The organism is Aeromonas veronii (assembly GCF_040215105.1).
Taxonomy (GTDB): domain Bacteria; phylum Pseudomonadota; class Gammaproteobacteria; order Enterobacterales; family Aeromonadaceae; genus Aeromonas; species Aeromonas veronii_G.
This window is the reverse complement of the sequence record NZ_CP157875.1, coordinates 1,679,525-1,695,516: the sequence shown is the minus strand read 5'-3', so window position 1 is coordinate 1,695,516 and position 15,992 is coordinate 1,679,525. Positions and strand designations below refer to the sequence as shown.

Sequence of the window (15,992 nt, the reverse complement as noted above, 5' to 3'; positions counted from 1 at the left end):
GGTATTTCTACATGCACGCCACCTCAGGGTGGCACCAGAAGAGGAGCGCTGCCCAGGCAGCCCAAGGGAGGACGCCAGCGTCCGGTGAACTTGGGTCAGGGGGAGCAGCGCCGAGACGAGGCGAGTCGCTGGAGACCACCACGTCGGCTGCGGGGGCTGAATCCCCCGGGTTGTCATCGGTCGTGTGCATCCCACAGGCATCCATCAGGATGTCTGTGGGATGGGCACCGCGGATGGAGTGCTTCTGGCCGGGACCCTCGTGTTTTCCTGCCATTTATCGCCTCCTCCTCTCTTTTGCCTGCTGAAACCGGATTTTCACCTTGAGACAGGAGTATGTTATGAGCCAGATCAACGTCGCCAAGTTCGGCGGAACCAGTGTCGCCGATGCCGCGGCCATGAACCATTGTGCCGACGTGGTACTGGCCAATCCGGCGACCCGGGTGGTGGTGCTGAGCGCCAGCGCCGGCGTCACCAACCTGCTGGTGAGTCTGGCACAAGGGGAACTGGACGAGGCGGGTCAGGATGCCCAGCTCGCCCGGCTCGCCGACATTCAGCAAGCCATACTGACGGCGCTGGGGGAACCTGGCGATGTGAGCGCCATCATCCACGCTCAGCTCGCCGAGATCCGGACCATGGCCCGTCAGGCCCAGTTGCACACGGACGCTGAACTCGCCGACAGGCTCATCGCCTGCGGTGAACTGATGTCGACCCGCCTCTTTACCGAGCTGCTGCACCAGCGCGGCGTCAAGGCCCAGTGGCAGGATGCGCGCCAGCTGATGCGCACCGACAGCCGCTTTGGCAAGGCGAGCGTGGATCTCGCCGCCACCCGCACCCTCTGCCAGGCCAGTCTGGGCCCCCTGCTTGGCGACAGCCTGGTCATCACCCAGGGCTTCATCGGCGCCGACGGCGACGGCCGTACCACCACCCTGGGACGCGGGGGCTCCGACTACAGCGCGGCCCTGCTGGCCGAGGCGCTGGATGCCAGCAGCATCGAGATCTGGACCGACGTGCCCGGCATCTACACCACGGATCCGCGCCTCGTCACCCGGGCCCGTCCCATTCCCGAAATCAGCTTCGTGGAGGCGGCCGAGATGGCCACCTTCGGCGCCAAGGTACTGCATCCGGCCACCCTGCAACCGGCCCTGCGCCAGGACATTCCGGTCTTCGTCGGCTCCGCCAAGGATCCGGCCGCCGGCGGCACCTGGATCCGCGCCAGCACCACCACCAACCCGCTGTTCCGGGCCGTGGCCCTGCGCCGCTCCCAGGTGCTGGTCACCCTGCACAGCCTCAACATGTTCCACGCCTACGGCTTTTTGGCCGAAGTGTTCGGCATCCTGGCGCGCCATCGCATCTCGGTGGATCTCATCACCACCTCCGAGGTGAGCGTGTCGCTCACCCTGGATCACACCGGCAGCCAGAGCAACGGCGAGCCGATCCTGAGTGACAAGGTGCTGGCGGAGCTGGGGCAGTTGTGCAAGGTCGAAGTGGAAACGGATCTTGCACTGGTGGCCCTCATCGGCAACCGCATGAGTGAGGCGGCCGGGGTCGGCAGCCGGGTATTTGATGCCATCCGCGAGCACAATATCCGCATGATCTGCTACGGCGCCAGCGCCCATAACCTCTGCTTCCTGGTCAAAGAGAGCGAGGCGGGCCACATCGTCAACCGTCTCCATCAGGAGCTGCTCGACTGAGCCCAATGACGACAATCCTCCATCAACAAGAAGAGGGGCCCCTGCCCCCTCTTCTTGTTTTCGTATCGGCAATCCGCCGCGGCATCGCCGCTTGTCGCGACTACGCCTGGACGGCCTGTGGCAGCAGATGCTCCCTGATGGGTTCGCGCAGGGCCGCGAGCCGCGCGAGCAAGCCCTGCTGACCGAGCCCGGCCTCCTCGTCACTCAGGCTGCCCGCGAGGGACGGATAGTGATCCCGCACCGCCTCCTCCAGCCAGTCGAGACGACGCAACGTGAGGGGGCCGCAGCTCTTGCCGCCGAGATCGTCGTCGATATCGAGCCGATGGCTGCGATACATGTCCTGCCACCAGTTGGCCGCCAGCGCCGCGTCACTCTCGAGGGCGGTGCGCCAGCGCGCCTGCAGGGCCTGCATCCGGGCCAGCACGGCGGGATTGGCCCCTTCCCGGTGCAAGTATTGCAACTCGTCCGTGGCCCAGGCGAGGCAGAGAGTGCGCCAGTGGTGAAACAGCGGCAGGGGATCCGCCTCGTCCAGCCAGAGACCGGAGAGGGTACGGGTCTCCAGCCGCTCGGGCACATGAAACTCGGGATCGGACAGGCCGTTGGAGTTGAATTCGTGGCGGGGATCGAAGGGCCACATGTAACCAAAGTCGAACACCGAGATCTGCTGGCCGTCATCGAGCAGATTGCCCGGGCTCGGATCCCAGTCAAACCAGCCCCAGCGGGCCAGCTCGGCCTGCACCGCCAGCATCTGCGCCAGATTGCGCCGGTTCAGCGTCTTGACGGGATCCCCCCTGAGCCAGGGGGAGACCAGCACCCCGGCCCGGGCCGAACCAAAGCAGGTGCAGACCACGTGGGAGAGGATGGTGGGATGCAACTCTCGCAGGGTTTCAATCTCCCGGCGCCGCTCCAGCTCGGTCAAGAAGGCGGTCTGGCCGTCCACATTGGCCACCAGGGAGTCAGCCCTGCGCCGCTTGAGGCACCAGTGATGCCCCTCGACTTTCAGGTGAAACACTTCGGCGGTGAGGCCGTGGCGATAGACCCTGAGCACATCTGGGTGATCCTCGGTCAGCTTGAGCAATTGGGCCAATGGCTGGGGACAGTCGCGTTCACGCCCGATCCGGATCTCCTCTTTGCGCTCCAGCATCTGGAGCAGCCTTGCCTGACGTGCCGCAACCTTAGGATTCATACATGTACCTCCGACCGTTATTGAGAGACTAAGCAGCAAGACAGAGGCAAACCAGCGGCAAACGCTCATGATGCCGTTTTCATCACAGAATCAATCCGCCCTCTGGATCGGGATCACAATTTGCAAGTCAATACAGTCACACAATATTCATCTTTCGGTCATTAAATTGACATCAAGGAACCCACCCAGCACCATCGGGTCAAAATAGATGCAGCCATGGCTGCGAACCCCGCTCCAAGGATGAGCTTTTTATGAATGCCCCCCAGTTCGGTCACAGCCCCCCCTCCCGTCTCTCCAGGCTGCTGTTTGGCCTGCTCAGTGCACTCTTGCTGCTGACCCTGGCCCTGCCCCTGCTCAATCCCGTCGGCTGGCTCGGGCGAGCCGAGCCGCTCATCCTGGGGCCCGCCGATCAACCCATCGCCACCCTCAACCGCCACTCCCTGCTCTACAAGAGCGACAGCCGCGGCCTCTATCTGGTGGTGAGCAGTCAGTGGCAGTTGCTCAAGCCCCTGCAGCCGGGGGACAAGGTGCGGGTGGAGCTGCTCAACGACAAGGGGGTGCGCATCGATCAGTTGAGCCAGGCGGTGGACAAGCGTCAGAAGTGTCGCAAGGAGCGCTGCACCCTGGATCTCAACAGCACCCTGCGGGCGCCGGATGATGCCCTGGACAGCCGCTATCAGCTGCGCATCGGCCTGCTGCTCAAGGAGAGACCCGAGAGCGGTGAGTACAGCCAGATCCTGCAGACCCTGCCGGAGCGTGGCTTCAACCTCGTCTATCTGATGACCAGCCTGCTGCTGGTGCTGCTGGTGAGCGCCGCCGTGCTGCGGGTGCTGCTGCCACGCCTGCGCCAGAGCCCGGCGTCACGGGTGCTGGGCAGCCTGCTGCTCGGCAACCTCACCTTCGTGCTGCTGCACGGCTTCGTGGTGTTCAAGCTCGGGGAGTTTCTGCTCTGGTCAGGCTTTCGGCCGGAGCACTACTACCTCGCTTGGGGCAGTATGGTGCTGGGCTGGAGCCTGTGTGCCCTGGCGGGCTTCAATCTCTATATGGGGCTGGTGTTCACGGCGCTCTCCGGCATCGGTCTGCTCGCCAACTTCATGAAGATAGCCATCTACGGGGTGCCCCTTGGCGGGGACGATCTCGGCAACCTGCTGGCGCTGGTACATATCCTGCTCGATCAGCACCCCGTGTTGCCGGTGCTCGGCGCCCTGGGGCTGCTCTACCTGTGCTGGCGCTTCGCCCTCTCCCGCTGGATCCTGCGCGCCAGCGCCGCCACCGTCGCCTTCTTCGCCCTCTGCGTGTTCGCGACCCAGACCAGCAACAAGCTGCTCGGGGCCAACGTACGCTACGTGGACAGGGCAGTGAACTACCACAGGGACATCATCCGCGCCGGCCCCGGCCTCTACGTCTTCAACCTGGTGGACGAGATGCTGCAAAGCGGCAACGTCTTTCGCTACCCCTTGCAGATCAACGATCGCACCCCCGAGCTCGCCCGGCCCGGCTCTCTCCTGGCCTCCCAGCCCCCACGCTTCGATCTGGTGATCGTGCTGCAATACGAATCGCTCTGGCTCGACTGGCAGGGCAGGATCTGCGCCCCAGCCCCCACCCTGAGCCTGCCCGCCGGCGTGCAGCAATGGCACAAGACCATCCACTCCCCCACCACGGGGGGCATGACGGTGCTGGCGGAGTTCGAGATGAATACCGGCTTGCCGGTGGGGCTGCTCAAACAGGGGGTGGTGCCCTACTACTACCTCTCGGAGCAGGTGCCGGGACTGGCCCAGAGCGCCAGGCAGAGCGGCTATCAGACCCTGTTCGTTCACCCCTATGTGGAGAAGTTCTGGGGCCGCGCCAAGGCCATTCCGGCGCTCGGCTATCAGGAGCGCTGGTTCGATACCCGCTTCAGCAGCCTGGAGCACAAGGGGCTCTACATCTCCGACGACGCCCTCATCGATCACCTGCTCAAGCGCAGCGAGCAGGATGACAAGCCGCTGTTCGCCTATGCGGTCACCATGCAGGGCCATGGCCCCTTCGACGGGGATCGCTACCAGGCCCAGCAGCGAGGCGGTGCCTGCCCGGATCAGAGCGCGGCAGACCAGCAACTGCTCAACACCTACTACACCGGGGTGGTGGATGCCATGGCCTCCCTGGAGCGGCTGCTCAAAAGCCTGGACAACTCAGGCAAACGCTACCTGGTGGTGGCCTTCGGGGATCACCAGCCGTTTTTGATGTCGGCGGGCAAGGGCATTCACGGCGCCAAACCGCCCCGGGATGCCGCCTACCAGATCCCCATGATGGCCTTCACCCGCCGCGATAGCGGAATAGCACTCGAGCGCCAGTTCGCCCCGGTGCGCCAGCTCTATCAGATGGGACAGGCTACCCGCGCCCTGCTGGTCGGCGATCTCGCCCCCATCCCGGATCTGCCCCTGCTCCACCCCGTGCTCGGGGAAGAGAAGGGGTTCGATCCCTCCCCCCTGGTGCCCCAGATCCGGGCGAGCTTCAAAGCCGATGCCCTGCCTTGAGCCCTCTACCTGAATGTAAAAGAGGCCGCTACCGCGGCCTCTTTTTATTCGGAGCCTGGCACGATTCACTCTTCCTCCGCCGACAAGGATGAAAGCCCCTGCCAGCAGGCGCTTTTTGTTTAGATAAACCAAACAACCCCATCAATTGGTGAATAAAAATTGAACATTCCTGTCGGTCCGTGACGCGCGACCTCATCCTGCCGGTGCTCATCAGACCAGCGTGCAGCCCCGCAGCACCGATCCCGCCCCGACAATGACGAGCGCCGAGGCACAAAAAAGCCGATCCAGGGATCGGCTCTCACAACTGGGCGGTCTGTAGCCAGGGGAGTGACTAGATCACCACGGCGGTGCCGCTGATGCTGACCATCAGCATGCTGCCGTTCTGGCCCACCACTTCGTAATCCATGTCGATACCGACCACGGCGTTGGCGCCGAGGGCCGCAGCCCGCTCTTTGAGCTCCCCGAAGGCGATCTCCCGGGCACGGGCCAGTTCCTTTTCATAGGCGCCGGAGCGACCGCCGATGATGTCGCGAATGCCGGCGAACAGGTCCTTGAACACGTTGGCGCCGAGGATGGCTTCACCCACGACGATGCCGCGATATTCACGAATGGGTTTGCCTTCCAGAGTGGGGGTCGTTGAGAGGATCATGGGGTCTCCTGTGGGGTCATGGTGCGCGCCGATGCGCCCTCAGCGTCAGGTTAGCAGGTCTGCCGCGATAGCATAAGCCGGTTCCTACCATGTGAGGAGATGGCAAGCACATGATTTGACAGTCAAATGCCATCTATACTCCCCACGTGCGAACAACCCCTTTTATCACAGGAGTGTGACCAAGATGACCAGCCTTGATGCCAGAAGCCCCCTCATCCCCCGGCTGATGCTGCCCCTCGCCCTCTTCAGCGCAGCGCCGAGCCAGGCAGGCGGCCTCTATCTGTACGAAACCGGCACCGACGATCTGGGGCTTGCCACCGCGGGCATGGCTGCCCGGGCCCAGGATCCCAGCGTCCAGCTGATGAACCCGGCGGGCTTGAGCCATCTGGAGGGACGCCAACTCACCGTCGGCGGCCAGCTGCTCTACGGGGACGCCCCCTACGATCTGGACGATCCCGCCCAGTCGGACGTCGATACCGTCATCGGCTGGTTCCCCGCCGCCTCCTTCTACTACAGCCAGCAGCTCGACGAGCGCTGGTCCGTCGGCTTTGCCACCTATGGCAACTTTGGACTGGGGCTGGACTACGGCGACTGGGCGGGCAAGCAGCAGATCAAGGAGGCTACCCTGCTCGCCCTCACCATGCAGCCCTCTCTGGCCTATCGCATCGATGAGCACTGGTCCCTCGGCGCGGCCCTTGGCGTCAACTACGGCCTGTTCGCTCTCACCCGCGACACGAATAACGGGGAGAACAAGGAGGATGACAGCGACTGGGCCCTCAACGGCAAGCTGGGGGTGCTCTATGAATTCAATCAAGGGACCCGCATTGGCCTGGGTTACACCAGCGAGGTGAAGTATCACTTCAACATCGACCGCGACATTCCCCTGCCCAGCCTGCCCGGTGAAAGCGCCCGCCTCTCGGTCACCGGTCTGGTCAACAGCCCCCAGCAATTGATGCTGAGCGCCTACCATCAGCTCACTCATGACTGGGCCATCATGGGCAACCTCGGCTGGCAGGACTGGAGCAAATACAACAGTAACGAGGTCGCCCTGCCCGGGCGCGTCATCACCGACAAGGGGATGTACAAGGACACCTACCACCTGGCGCTGGGGGTTCAGCACACGCTGACGCCCCAGTGGACCCTCAACGGCGGCATCGCCTATGACAGCAGCGCCTACGAGGATCAGCAGAACACCTCACTGACGGTGCCAAGCGGCGCGGCCGTGCGCCTTGGCACCGGCGCCCGCTACGCCTTCAACCCGCAAGACAGCCTCGGCGTGGCATTCGAATACCTGCACATGGACGGCTCAAGCGTCGAGCTGGGCGATCTCTCCGGCCACTACCCCGACCCGGACTTCTATTTCTTCGCCGTCAACTACCACAGGCGTTTCTGACCCTAGCTGCAAAAAAAAACCGCTCACGAGAGCGGTTTTTTTATCGGTGAACTGACGCCGGCGGCTCCTGGCGCAGGTAGCCGCCCTGGGTCAGGATGCCGTAGGCCACATAGATGTAGCCCAGCAGCTCTATCCCTTCCTGCAATGGCGTCTTGAACTCGAAGGCCATCTCTCCCCCCAGGATCTCGTTCCACAGCAGGGAGCCACTGCCAAACATCCGGCTGAACACCGTCACCAGCAGCAGGCCAAAGAGGGTGAAGAGGGCGCTGCGGTGGCGTACGAACCGGGCGGCCCCGTGCAGCAGCGTCTGCCAACCCTGGCGCCAGCTGTGCCTCAAAGTCATCATGGCCAGCAGCAGGGCAGGATAGATCCAGAAGCCGTGCCGGATCATGTCAAAGAAGATGTCCAGTTCGCGGATCAGCAGGCAGCCGAAGAAACCGGCAAGCAACCAGAGGAAGGCGCGCACTTCCGGCAACGCCCTGCCCTTCCAGTAGAGGCCGATGACGATGGCCAGCAGGACGCCTTCTTGCAGCAGTTCGGTGATGGAGGTCTCCCCCACCCCGTTGTGGAGCCAGCGCAGATCGAGGGCCACGGTGAGGGTCGGGATCAGGGTGAGCAGCAGCAGGGACAGGATGTCGCAGGCCGCCAGCAGGAGGGTTCTCAGGGGTTCGGCGACTCCGGCCGGGCAATGCTCCTCGCAAGACGTTGGATTCACGATGGGATCTCGTCGATATCGGGAAAGTGAAAGGCCCGCCGAAGAGGCGGGCCCTGAGCGGTATCAGTGCAGCTTCATGCTCGGGCGCAGCACCCGGTTGATGCGGCCCACCAGCATGATGAGGCCGGTCTTGATGTAGCCGTGCAGCGCCACCTGGTGCATGCGATACAGGCTGATGTAGACCATGCGGGCGATGTAGCCCTCCACCATCATGGAGCCGCGCATCAGGTTGCCCATCAGGCTGCCCACGGTGGAGAAGCGGCTCAACGACACGAGTGAGCCGTGGTCGTGGTAGAGGTAGGGCTTGAGCTCGCCGCCGTTCATCATCGCCAGGATGTTCTTAAACGCCTGGGTCGCCATCTGGTGGGCAGACTGGGCACGCGGCGGCACGAACTTGCCATCTGGTTGCGGGCAGGCGGCGCAGTCGCCGATGACGAAGATGTGATCGTCACGGGTGGTCTGCAGGGTCTCTTTCACCACCAGCTGGTTGATGCGGTTGGTCTCAAGACCCGCGATGTCCTTCATGAAATCCGGGGCCTTGATGCCGGCGGCCCACACCATGAGGTCTGCTTCAATCAGCTCGCCATCCTTGGTGTGCAGCCCATCGCTGGTGGCTTCGGTGATCATGGTGGCGGTACGCACGTCCACCCCGAGTTTCACCAGCTCCTGGTGAGCGGCGCCGCTGATGCGCTCCGGCAGCGCCGGCAGGATGCGGGGGCCCGCCTCCACCAGCGTCACCTTGAGGCTCTCGGTGGTGAGGTTCTTGAAGCCGTAGGCGTAGAGCTGTTCTACCGCGTTGTAGAGCTCGGCGGAGAGCTCCACCCCGGTGGCGCCGCCGCCAACGATGGCGATCTTCACTTTGTCGCCGGGCTGGTATTCGGTGGCGAACTGCAGGAAGCGGTTCATCATGCTGTTGTAGAAGCGGTGGGCCTGGGAGGGGCTGTCCAGGAAGATGCAGTGATCCTTGATGCCCTTGGTGTTGAAATCGTTGGAGACCGAACCGATGGCCATCACCAGGTAGTCATAGGGCAGCTCGCGCTCGTGCACCACCAGCTCACCGTTCTCGTCGTGAATGGGGGCCAGGACGATGCGTTTGTCGTCGCGCTTGATGTCGGTCAGGCTGCCGAGCTGGAACTCGAAGCCGTGATTCTTGGCGTGGGACTGGTAGCTCAGGGCATCGATGCCCGCGTCCATGGAGCCGGTGGCCACTTCGTGCAGCAAAGGTTTCCACAGGTGGGTGCGGTTGCGATCCACCAGGGTCACCTTGGCCTTGTTCTTCTTGCCCAGCTTGCGGCCCAGACTGGTCGCGAGCTCGAGACCGCCGGCGCCGCCGCCAACAACGACAATATTCATCATGATGATTTTCCCTTAGTTCCTCAAAACGAAAGGGAGCCATTGGCTCCCTGAAACGAAATTGGTCGACGTGATAGCGCAGGCTCAGGCTTCTTTGAAGGCCTTCATCCGTTGCAGATGGTGCGAGATGTTCTTGAATTTATGGGTCTCGCGCTCATCCCATACGATGTCGTAATAGTTCTTCAGTTCACGCTCAGTGGCCCGATTATCGCGGATTTCATCCTGAACGGAAAGGATGCACAGGCAGTTTCCTGAATTTTTATTACGAAATTCGGTTACACACTTGGTGCCGATATCCTCGTACTCTTCCGGCCTGTCTATCTTGCCCTGCATGCTGTGCGCCGGGTCGAGATTGGGGTTGAAGATCACCTGCTTGATGCCGCACAGAAAACCGATCCGCTCGCTCCAGTAACCGCCGAGACCGACGCCACAGATGAGGGGCTTGGGGTCCGTGCTCATGTCGAGTTGCTTCTTCACTTCCTTGAGCAGGTGACTCATGTCGTGGCGGGGATGAACCGTGCTGTAGTGCACGAAGCGCACATCATCATCAATAAACTGCAATTGCAGCACTTTCTCATGATTGCCCGGGCTGGTGGCATCGAAGCCATGCAGGTAGATGATCATGGGTAAGACCTCGGAAACTGTGTCGGTTCTATCGAAACTACTCCAGCGGCAGGGCCGCGCGCCACCAAAACATCCAACTTTCTTGCTTTGGATCACGCCGGTTGCCGCCGGAAAAACCTTTTTCCTCCCGAATTGAGCAGAGAACGTGCAACAAAGCGCCGCCCAGCCCCCTCTGCCCAGTCGAAGATCCCGCCGCGAGAGGCGACGGGAGCTCAGTCAGTCGAGCGCCTGCTCGAAGCGATCGACCGCCTGTGCCACCAGGGCCAGACTCCCCTGCCAGAACGCCGCCTCGCGGATATCCTGCCCCAGGTGTTTTTCCACCAGCGCCTCGGCGCTCATGCGACCGGTGTCTTGCAGCAGGGCGCGATAGGCCTGGGCCACGTTCGTTTCACCTGCGGCCTTGCGGGCCATCAGCTGGTGATAGACCCCGAGACTGAACAGGTAGCCGAACAGATAGGGGTAGTTGTAGAACCCGAAGCCCGCGATGGAGAAGTGCGCCTTGGCGGCCCAGAACAGCGGGTGATAACGCTCAAGACTCTCTTCGTACCAGCGTCCCCAGGCCTCGTCGGTCAGGGCGCTGAGTCTTGCGGCCGACACATAGCCCCCCTTTCGCTCCGCCACCAGGGCCTGCTCGAAGTCGAAGCGGGCCGGAATGTTGACCAGGAAGGTGGCGGCGCCGTCGGCCTCGGCCCAGGCGATGGCCAGCCGCTCCTCTGACGTCTGCGCCTGCTCGAACAGGGCGCGGCGCACCAGGGTCTCGGCGAAGATGGAAGCGGTCTCGGCCAGCGTCATGGGGTAGCTGCGCTGGCTCATGGGCAAGTCCCGGATGAGCCAGTTGTGCCAGGCATGACCGAGTTCGTGGGCGAGGGTGATGACGTTGTCCATGGTACCCGCGTAAGTGATGAAGACCCGCGGCTCCACCGGGGAGGCGAACTTGGTGCAGTAGGCGCCGGTGCGCCGGTTCGGGGTAGGGGCGGCATCAATCCAGCCCCGTTCGGCCATCATGCGGGCGAACGCCCCCATCTCGGGATCGAAGGCGGTGAAGGCCTGGGCGATAAGCGCGATGGCCTCCTCGAAGGGGATGGCCCGGTTGCTGACCGCAGGGGGTGGCGCAAACAAATCCTCCGGCCCCGGCACCGCAATGCCGAGCTTGCCGGCCATCAGGGTCAGAGCCCGCTGGCCCAGCCCCCGTGCCTGATAGGTCTCGGCCATCAGGGTATCCAGGGTGGCACGATCGATGTGGCTCTGGTGACAGGAGAGGTCCAGGGCATCGAGCAGCCGCGTCTTGCCACGCTGGCGAGCCAGCTCGAGACGCCAGCCGTTGAGGGCATTCAAGATGGCGGCCACCGTCTCCTGCTCCCCCGCCCAGCCATCGCTGATGGCATCGAACGCCGCCTTGCGCAGTGCCCTGTCCGGGCTCGACAGCAGATTGCTCGCCTCTGCCAACCCCATCTCGCGGCCACCGATGGAGAGGCGAATTTTACCCACCAGATCGTTGTAGAGGTTGCCCCAGCCGTGCAGGCCATCGGTGCCAAGCCCTATCACCAGCTGCTCCGCCGCCACCGGCAGGCGCTGATCCTGCAGTCGCCGCTCGTGGCGCAGGCGGTAATCCTCCTCCCCGAGCAAGGGGTCTTGCATCAGTCGCCCAAATTCGGTCTCAGGCAGCCCCAGCATCAGATCCTCCACCGGCGCCAGGGCCTTGAAGAGATCGGCGTTGAGGGCGCGTGCCCGGGAGGCCAGCTGCTTGGCCAGGGGATCCAGGGCATCCTGACTGCCCTTCGAGGCCGCCAGCACCGCCACGTTCCAGCCGATGTTGCGAATGCGCTGCGCCCGCAGGCGAACCTCGCGCAGGAAATCCTGCAGTGCCTCCCCGTTGTCCCGCACGCCGGCCAGCTGGCCGATGAAGGCATCGAGTTCCGCCAGGCTGGCACGGGCCAGGCTCATGTCCGCCTCCAGCACGCTGCTGTCGAGGGAGGGATAGATATGCTGGTTTTGCCACTGCTGGGGATATTGAATGGGTTGCATCGTTGACTCGTGTTGATTCGTTATCAAAAGATGTCGTGGCCCGACGCAGCGGACCACGGATAAAGGATGCCTGGGGCGGCTCACGCACATGGCGCGCAGCACTCTCCCCTTTCAGCGCGGTGCTGGCCCCCTGGCCTGCCGAAGCGGCTGGGTCACACCAGCCGCTCGAGGCGGTTCACCGCCTCCTCGACATAACGCAGACTCTCCTGCCAGAAGGCGGGCTCGCGAATGTCGACGCCCAGGTGCTTCTCCACCAGCGCCTCGGCACTCATCCGCCCGGTGTCGGTGAGCAGCGCCCGGTAGGCTTCGACAAAGTCGCTACCGGCCCGCTCCTTCTGGGCATAGAGCCCCAGGCTGAACAGGTAGCCAAACAGATAGGGGTAGTTGTAAAACCCGAGATCGGCGATGGAGAAGTGACCCTTGCTGGCCCAGAACAGCTCGTCGTACTGGCTAAGGCTGTCACCATACCACTGCTCCTTGGCGGATTTCATCATGGCCCTGAGCTGGCTCGCGCCCACATAGCCCTGTCCCCGTGCCGCCACCAGGGCCCGTTCGAAATCAAAACGGGACGGAACATCCAGCAGCATGCTGGCAGCCCGCTCGCCATCCATCCAGGCGATGTCCAGCCGCTGCTCCCGGGTCTCCATCCGCGCATAGAGCGCTTCTCGCACCAGGGTCTCGGCAAACAGGGACGCCGTCTCGGCCAGCGTCTTGGGATACTCCCGCTGCTCCAGCGGCAGATCCCGCAGCAGCCAGCTGTGCCAGGCGTGACCGAGTTCGTGGGCGAGCGTGATGACATTGTCCAGGGTGCCCTCGAAGGTCATGAACACCCGGGGCTCGGCGGGCTCGGCATACTCGGTGCAGTAGGCACCGCTGCGGCGGTTCTCACTCGGGTTGGCATCAATCCAGCCTCGCTCGGCCATCAGGTGCACGAAACGCCCCATTTCGGGGTCGAAGCTTTCGAAGGCATCCGCCACCAGGCGCAGGGCCTCTGCCAGGCTGATGGCGACCGGACTCGTCGCGGGGGGCGGGGCATAGAGATCCCAGGGGGCGAAATCCACGATGCCAAGGGCACTGCCCATGGCGCGCAGGGCCCGCCTGCCGAGTTCCTTGTGGGTATCCGCCTCCCCCATCAGGGTCGCCAGGGTGCGGCGCTCAAGGTGACCCTGGTGGCAGGAGAGATCCAGCGCATCGAGCAAGCGCTGCCTGCCGCGCTGGGTGGCAAGTTCGTTGCGCCAGCCATTGATGGCGTTGAGGATGGCCGCCACCGTCTCCTGCTCTGCCCCCCAGGCGGCCTGGATGCCGTGCCAGGCGTGGACACGGCGCTCCCTGTCCGGGTGCGAGAGCAAATTGTCCGCCTGAGCCAGCCCCATGGCCTCTCCTTCCACCCGGGGGCTGAGCCTGCCCACCAGGTTGTCGTAGAGATCTCCCCAGGCCAGCAGGCCGTCCACCGCCAACCCCTCAATCAGTTGCTCTGACTCGAGCGAGAGGCACTGATCCTGCAACCGGCGGGCATGGCGAATGTCATAGGCCAGCTCGAACAGCTCGGGATCTTGCAGCAATTGCCGCAACTGCGCCTCGGGCACCGTCACCCAGAACAGGGCCATCGGCTTGAGACACTGGGCCAGGGTCGCCTGCAACTGCTGGGCCCGGGAGTAGAGCGCCTTGGCGGCCTCGTCCCGGCCATTCTGGCTGAGCCGGTTATAGCCGTAGATCCAGGCGTTGAGGGCAAAGCGCTTGACCGCGTTGCCTTGTTCCCGAATCTCCCGCAACAGGTGGCGCAAGGCGTTGGGATCCCGGGTATCCGGCAGTCTGGCAAGCTGCTCATCGAGGGAGGCAAGGGTCTTGGCGGCGTTCATGAAACCGGCGTCAACGGCCGGGCAGTCGGGGGCGGCGAAGATGTGATCATCCTGCCAGACGAGTGGAGTCATAACTGTCCTTGTGGGCTTGCGTCCAAATCGGGTGGCGCCGCCTCTGGTGGGCAGTCGCCACCCGATAGTACGAAGGGGGCTGGCGATTGCCCAGCCCCCACCCGGGTCACACCGGCAAGGTCAGTGGGAGCACCGCCTATTTGGCGGGCTTGAGTCGGCTCACCAGCGTCATGGCCACGACCAGCACCAGGCCCGCCAGCACCCCCACCAGGGCGTTGAGCAGGGTCGGTGTCACGGCGGCCAGCACGGCCCCCACGCCGGCGAGGGGAGCCAGGCTCGCGGCCGCCCCCTCGATGAGGTGATGGGCAAAGGGCCAGCCGTGGACCAGGATGCCGCCACCCACCATGAACATGGCGATGGTACCGACCAGGGCCAGCAGATGCATCAGCTTGGGAGCCGACACCAGCAGGCCCCGACCGACGGCGCGGCGCAGGGTGCCGCCATCCGGCTTTTGCAACAGGTGCAGGCCGATGTCATCGAGCTTGACGATGAGCCCCACCAGGCCGTAGACCCCCACCGTCATCAGCAGGGCGATGCCCGCCACCACGGCAATTTGCAGGCCGAGGCTAGACCCTTGCACGGTGCCAAGGGCAATGACGATGATCTCGGCGGAGAGGATGAAATCGGTGCGGATGGCCCCCTTCACCTTCTGCTGCTCGTAGGCCACCAGATCGTCCGGGACCGGGCCGCTGGGCTCGGCGACATCGTCATGGGGCAGAAACTTGTGGACCAGCTTCTCCGCCCCCTCGAAACAGAGATAGGCGCCCCCCAGCATCAGCAGCGGGGTGATGAGCCAGGGCACCAGGGCACTGATGGCAATGGCGGCGGGCACCAGGATGAGCTTGTTGCGAAACGATCCCTTGGCCACGGCCCACACCACGGGCAGCTCCCGCTCCGCCCGCACCCCGGAGACCTGTTCGGCGTTGAGGGCGAGATCGTCCCCGAGTACCCCGGCGGTCTTCTTCGCCGCCACCTTGGTCATCAGCGCCACGTCATCGAGCACGCTGGCAATGTCATCGAGCAGGGTCAGCAAACTGGCTCCGGCCATATCGTCTATTCCTCATCTGGGTAACGAACAAGCGGTCATCGCGAAAGCCAGTCTGACCACGGGTGGCTCGACCGGACGCGTCGATGAGGGCTTCCTCATTTCGGGCAAAAGATGGCACAGTGTAGCGAGAAGCCGCCGTTTCGGCAGCCCCCATGACAGGGCCAGTTGGCCTTGTTTCACCCGCAAGCCCTTCTGGCCCAAGGAGTTTCCATGCAGCCCTGGCAATCTCTGCTCGATTTCTGGTTTGGCGATGACGCCGACGATGTCACCCGCGCCCGGCGCCAAGCCCCCCTCTGGTGGGGCAAAAGCAGCGAGACCGATGCCCTCATCCTGCACCGCTTCGGCGCTCTGGCCGAGGCTGCCGCCAGCGGCACCCTGACTGGCTGGGCCGAGGTGCCCGCCGGACGCCTCGCGCTCATCCTGCTGCTCGATCAAGTGCCGCGCAACATCCACAGAGGCACGCCGGCCGCCTTCGCCCAGGACGCCAAGGCGCGGGAGCTCTGCCTCAAGGGGCTGGTGCTGGGGGCGGACAAGTCGCTCTCGCCCCTTGGCCGGGTCTTCTTCTACCTGCCCCTTGAGCATGCGGAATCCGCCGAGCAGCAAGCCCGAAGCGTGGCCCTGTTCGAGGCGTTGGCGGCGGAGCAGGCGGGCGGCGAGGCCAGAGACACCTTCGAGGGCTTCGCCGATTTTGCTCGCCGCCACCGGGTGATCGTCGATCGCTTCGGCCGCTTCCCCCATCGCAACGCCATCCTGGGGCGAGCCGATGAGGGGGAAGAGGCAGTGTTCCTGACCCAGCCCGGCTCGGGGTTCTGAGCCACCCAATAAAAAAACGGGCCAGCTGGCCCGTTTTTTTATGGCAAT

The 15,992-nt window shown here is 63.9% G+C and carries 12 protein-coding genes and 1 riboswitch; of the genes, 4 read left to right on the top strand and 8 right to left on the bottom strand.

Features of this window, described 5'->3' with window-relative positions; genetic code table 11:
• Positions 1–30: 30 nt before the first annotated feature.
• A riboswitch (Lysine riboswitch) is annotated at positions 31–252 on the top strand.
• Between the two features lie 86 nt (positions 253–338).
• A complete protein-coding gene (lysC, locus tag ABNP46_RS07945; protein WP_349921860.1) occupies positions 339–1,691 on the top strand; it encodes a lysine-sensitive aspartokinase 3 in 1,353 nt (450 codons plus the stop codon).
• Between the two features lie 100 nt (positions 1,692–1,791).
• Here the strand turns inward: lysC and ABNP46_RS07940 are convergent, their stop codons facing one another.
• Positions 1,792–2,877 carry a hypothetical protein gene (locus ABNP46_RS07940; RefSeq protein WP_349921859.1) on the bottom strand — a complete coding sequence of 362 codons (1,086 nt, stop codon included), beginning with the start codon at positions 2,875–2,877 and terminating at the stop codon, positions 1,792–1,794.
• 251 nt (positions 2,878–3,128) lie between these two features.
• Between ABNP46_RS07940 and ABNP46_RS07935 the strand changes: the two genes are divergently transcribed.
• Positions 3,129–5,393, top strand: coding sequence for an LTA synthase family protein (locus ABNP46_RS07935; RefSeq protein ID WP_349921858.1), 2,265 nt, complete (start codon positions 3,129–3,131; stop codon positions 5,391–5,393).
• Positions 5,394–5,724: 331 nt separating this feature from the next.
• Here the strand turns inward: ABNP46_RS07935 and ABNP46_RS07930 are convergent, their stop codons facing one another.
• On the bottom strand, positions 5,725–6,042 hold the full coding sequence (locus ABNP46_RS07930) for a heavy metal-binding domain-containing protein (protein ID WP_349921857.1): 318 nt from the start codon (positions 6,040–6,042) through the stop codon (positions 5,725–5,727).
• Positions 6,043–6,226: 184 nt separating this feature from the next.
• Between ABNP46_RS07930 and ABNP46_RS07925 the strand changes: the two genes are divergently transcribed.
• Positions 6,227–7,435 carry an OmpP1/FadL family transporter gene (locus ABNP46_RS07925; protein WP_349921856.1) on the top strand — a complete coding sequence of 403 codons (1,209 nt, stop codon included), beginning with the start codon at positions 6,227–6,229 and terminating at the stop codon, positions 7,433–7,435.
• A 40-nt stretch (positions 7,436–7,475) separates the two neighbouring features.
• On the opposite strand, the gene ABNP46_RS07920 is transcribed toward ABNP46_RS07925, so the two are convergent.
• The 6 genes from ABNP46_RS07920 to ABNP46_RS07895 all read right to left on the bottom strand — a co-directional run bounded on the left by ABNP46_RS07920 (position 7,476) and on the right by ABNP46_RS07895 (position 15,131).
• Positions 7,476–8,150: a hypothetical protein gene (locus ABNP46_RS07920; protein ID WP_349921855.1), complete on the bottom strand. Its 675-nt coding sequence runs from the start codon at positions 8,148–8,150 to the stop codon at positions 7,476–7,478.
• 63 nt (positions 8,151–8,213) lie between these two features.
• The gene (locus tag ABNP46_RS07915) at positions 8,214–9,506 is read right to left on the bottom strand and encodes an NAD(P)/FAD-dependent oxidoreductase (RefSeq protein WP_349921854.1); all 1,293 of its coding nucleotides are present in this window, start codon (positions 9,504–9,506) and stop codon (positions 8,214–8,216) included.
• 81 nt (positions 9,507–9,587) lie between these two features.
• Positions 9,588–10,127 carry an alpha/beta hydrolase YcfP gene (gene ycfP / locus ABNP46_RS07910; protein WP_349921853.1) on the bottom strand — a complete coding sequence of 180 codons (540 nt, stop codon included), beginning with the start codon at positions 10,125–10,127 and terminating at the stop codon, positions 9,588–9,590.
• A 216-nt stretch (positions 10,128–10,343) separates the two neighbouring features.
• Positions 10,344–12,152 carry a M3 family oligoendopeptidase gene (locus ABNP46_RS07905; RefSeq protein WP_349921852.1) on the bottom strand — a complete coding sequence of 603 codons (1,809 nt, stop codon included), beginning with the start codon at positions 12,150–12,152 and terminating at the stop codon, positions 10,344–10,346.
• A gap of 152 nt (positions 12,153–12,304) precedes the next feature.
• Positions 12,305–14,083 (bottom strand): M3 family oligoendopeptidase, encoded by a 1,779-nt coding sequence (locus ABNP46_RS07900; protein WP_349921851.1) that lies wholly within the window; start codon positions 14,081–14,083, stop codon positions 12,305–12,307.
• A gap of 136 nt (positions 14,084–14,219) precedes the next feature.
• Positions 14,220–15,131 carry a DUF808 domain-containing protein gene (locus ABNP46_RS07895; protein WP_349921850.1) on the bottom strand — a complete coding sequence of 304 codons (912 nt, stop codon included), beginning with the start codon at positions 15,129–15,131 and terminating at the stop codon, positions 14,220–14,222.
• A 210-nt stretch (positions 15,132–15,341) separates the two neighbouring features.
• Here ABNP46_RS07895 and ABNP46_RS07890 point away from each other — a divergent pair, with 210 nt between their 5' ends.
• Positions 15,342–15,944, top strand: coding sequence for a DUF924 family protein (locus ABNP46_RS07890; protein WP_349921849.1), 603 nt, complete (start codon positions 15,342–15,344; stop codon positions 15,942–15,944).
• Positions 15,945–15,992 lie beyond the last annotated feature (48 nt).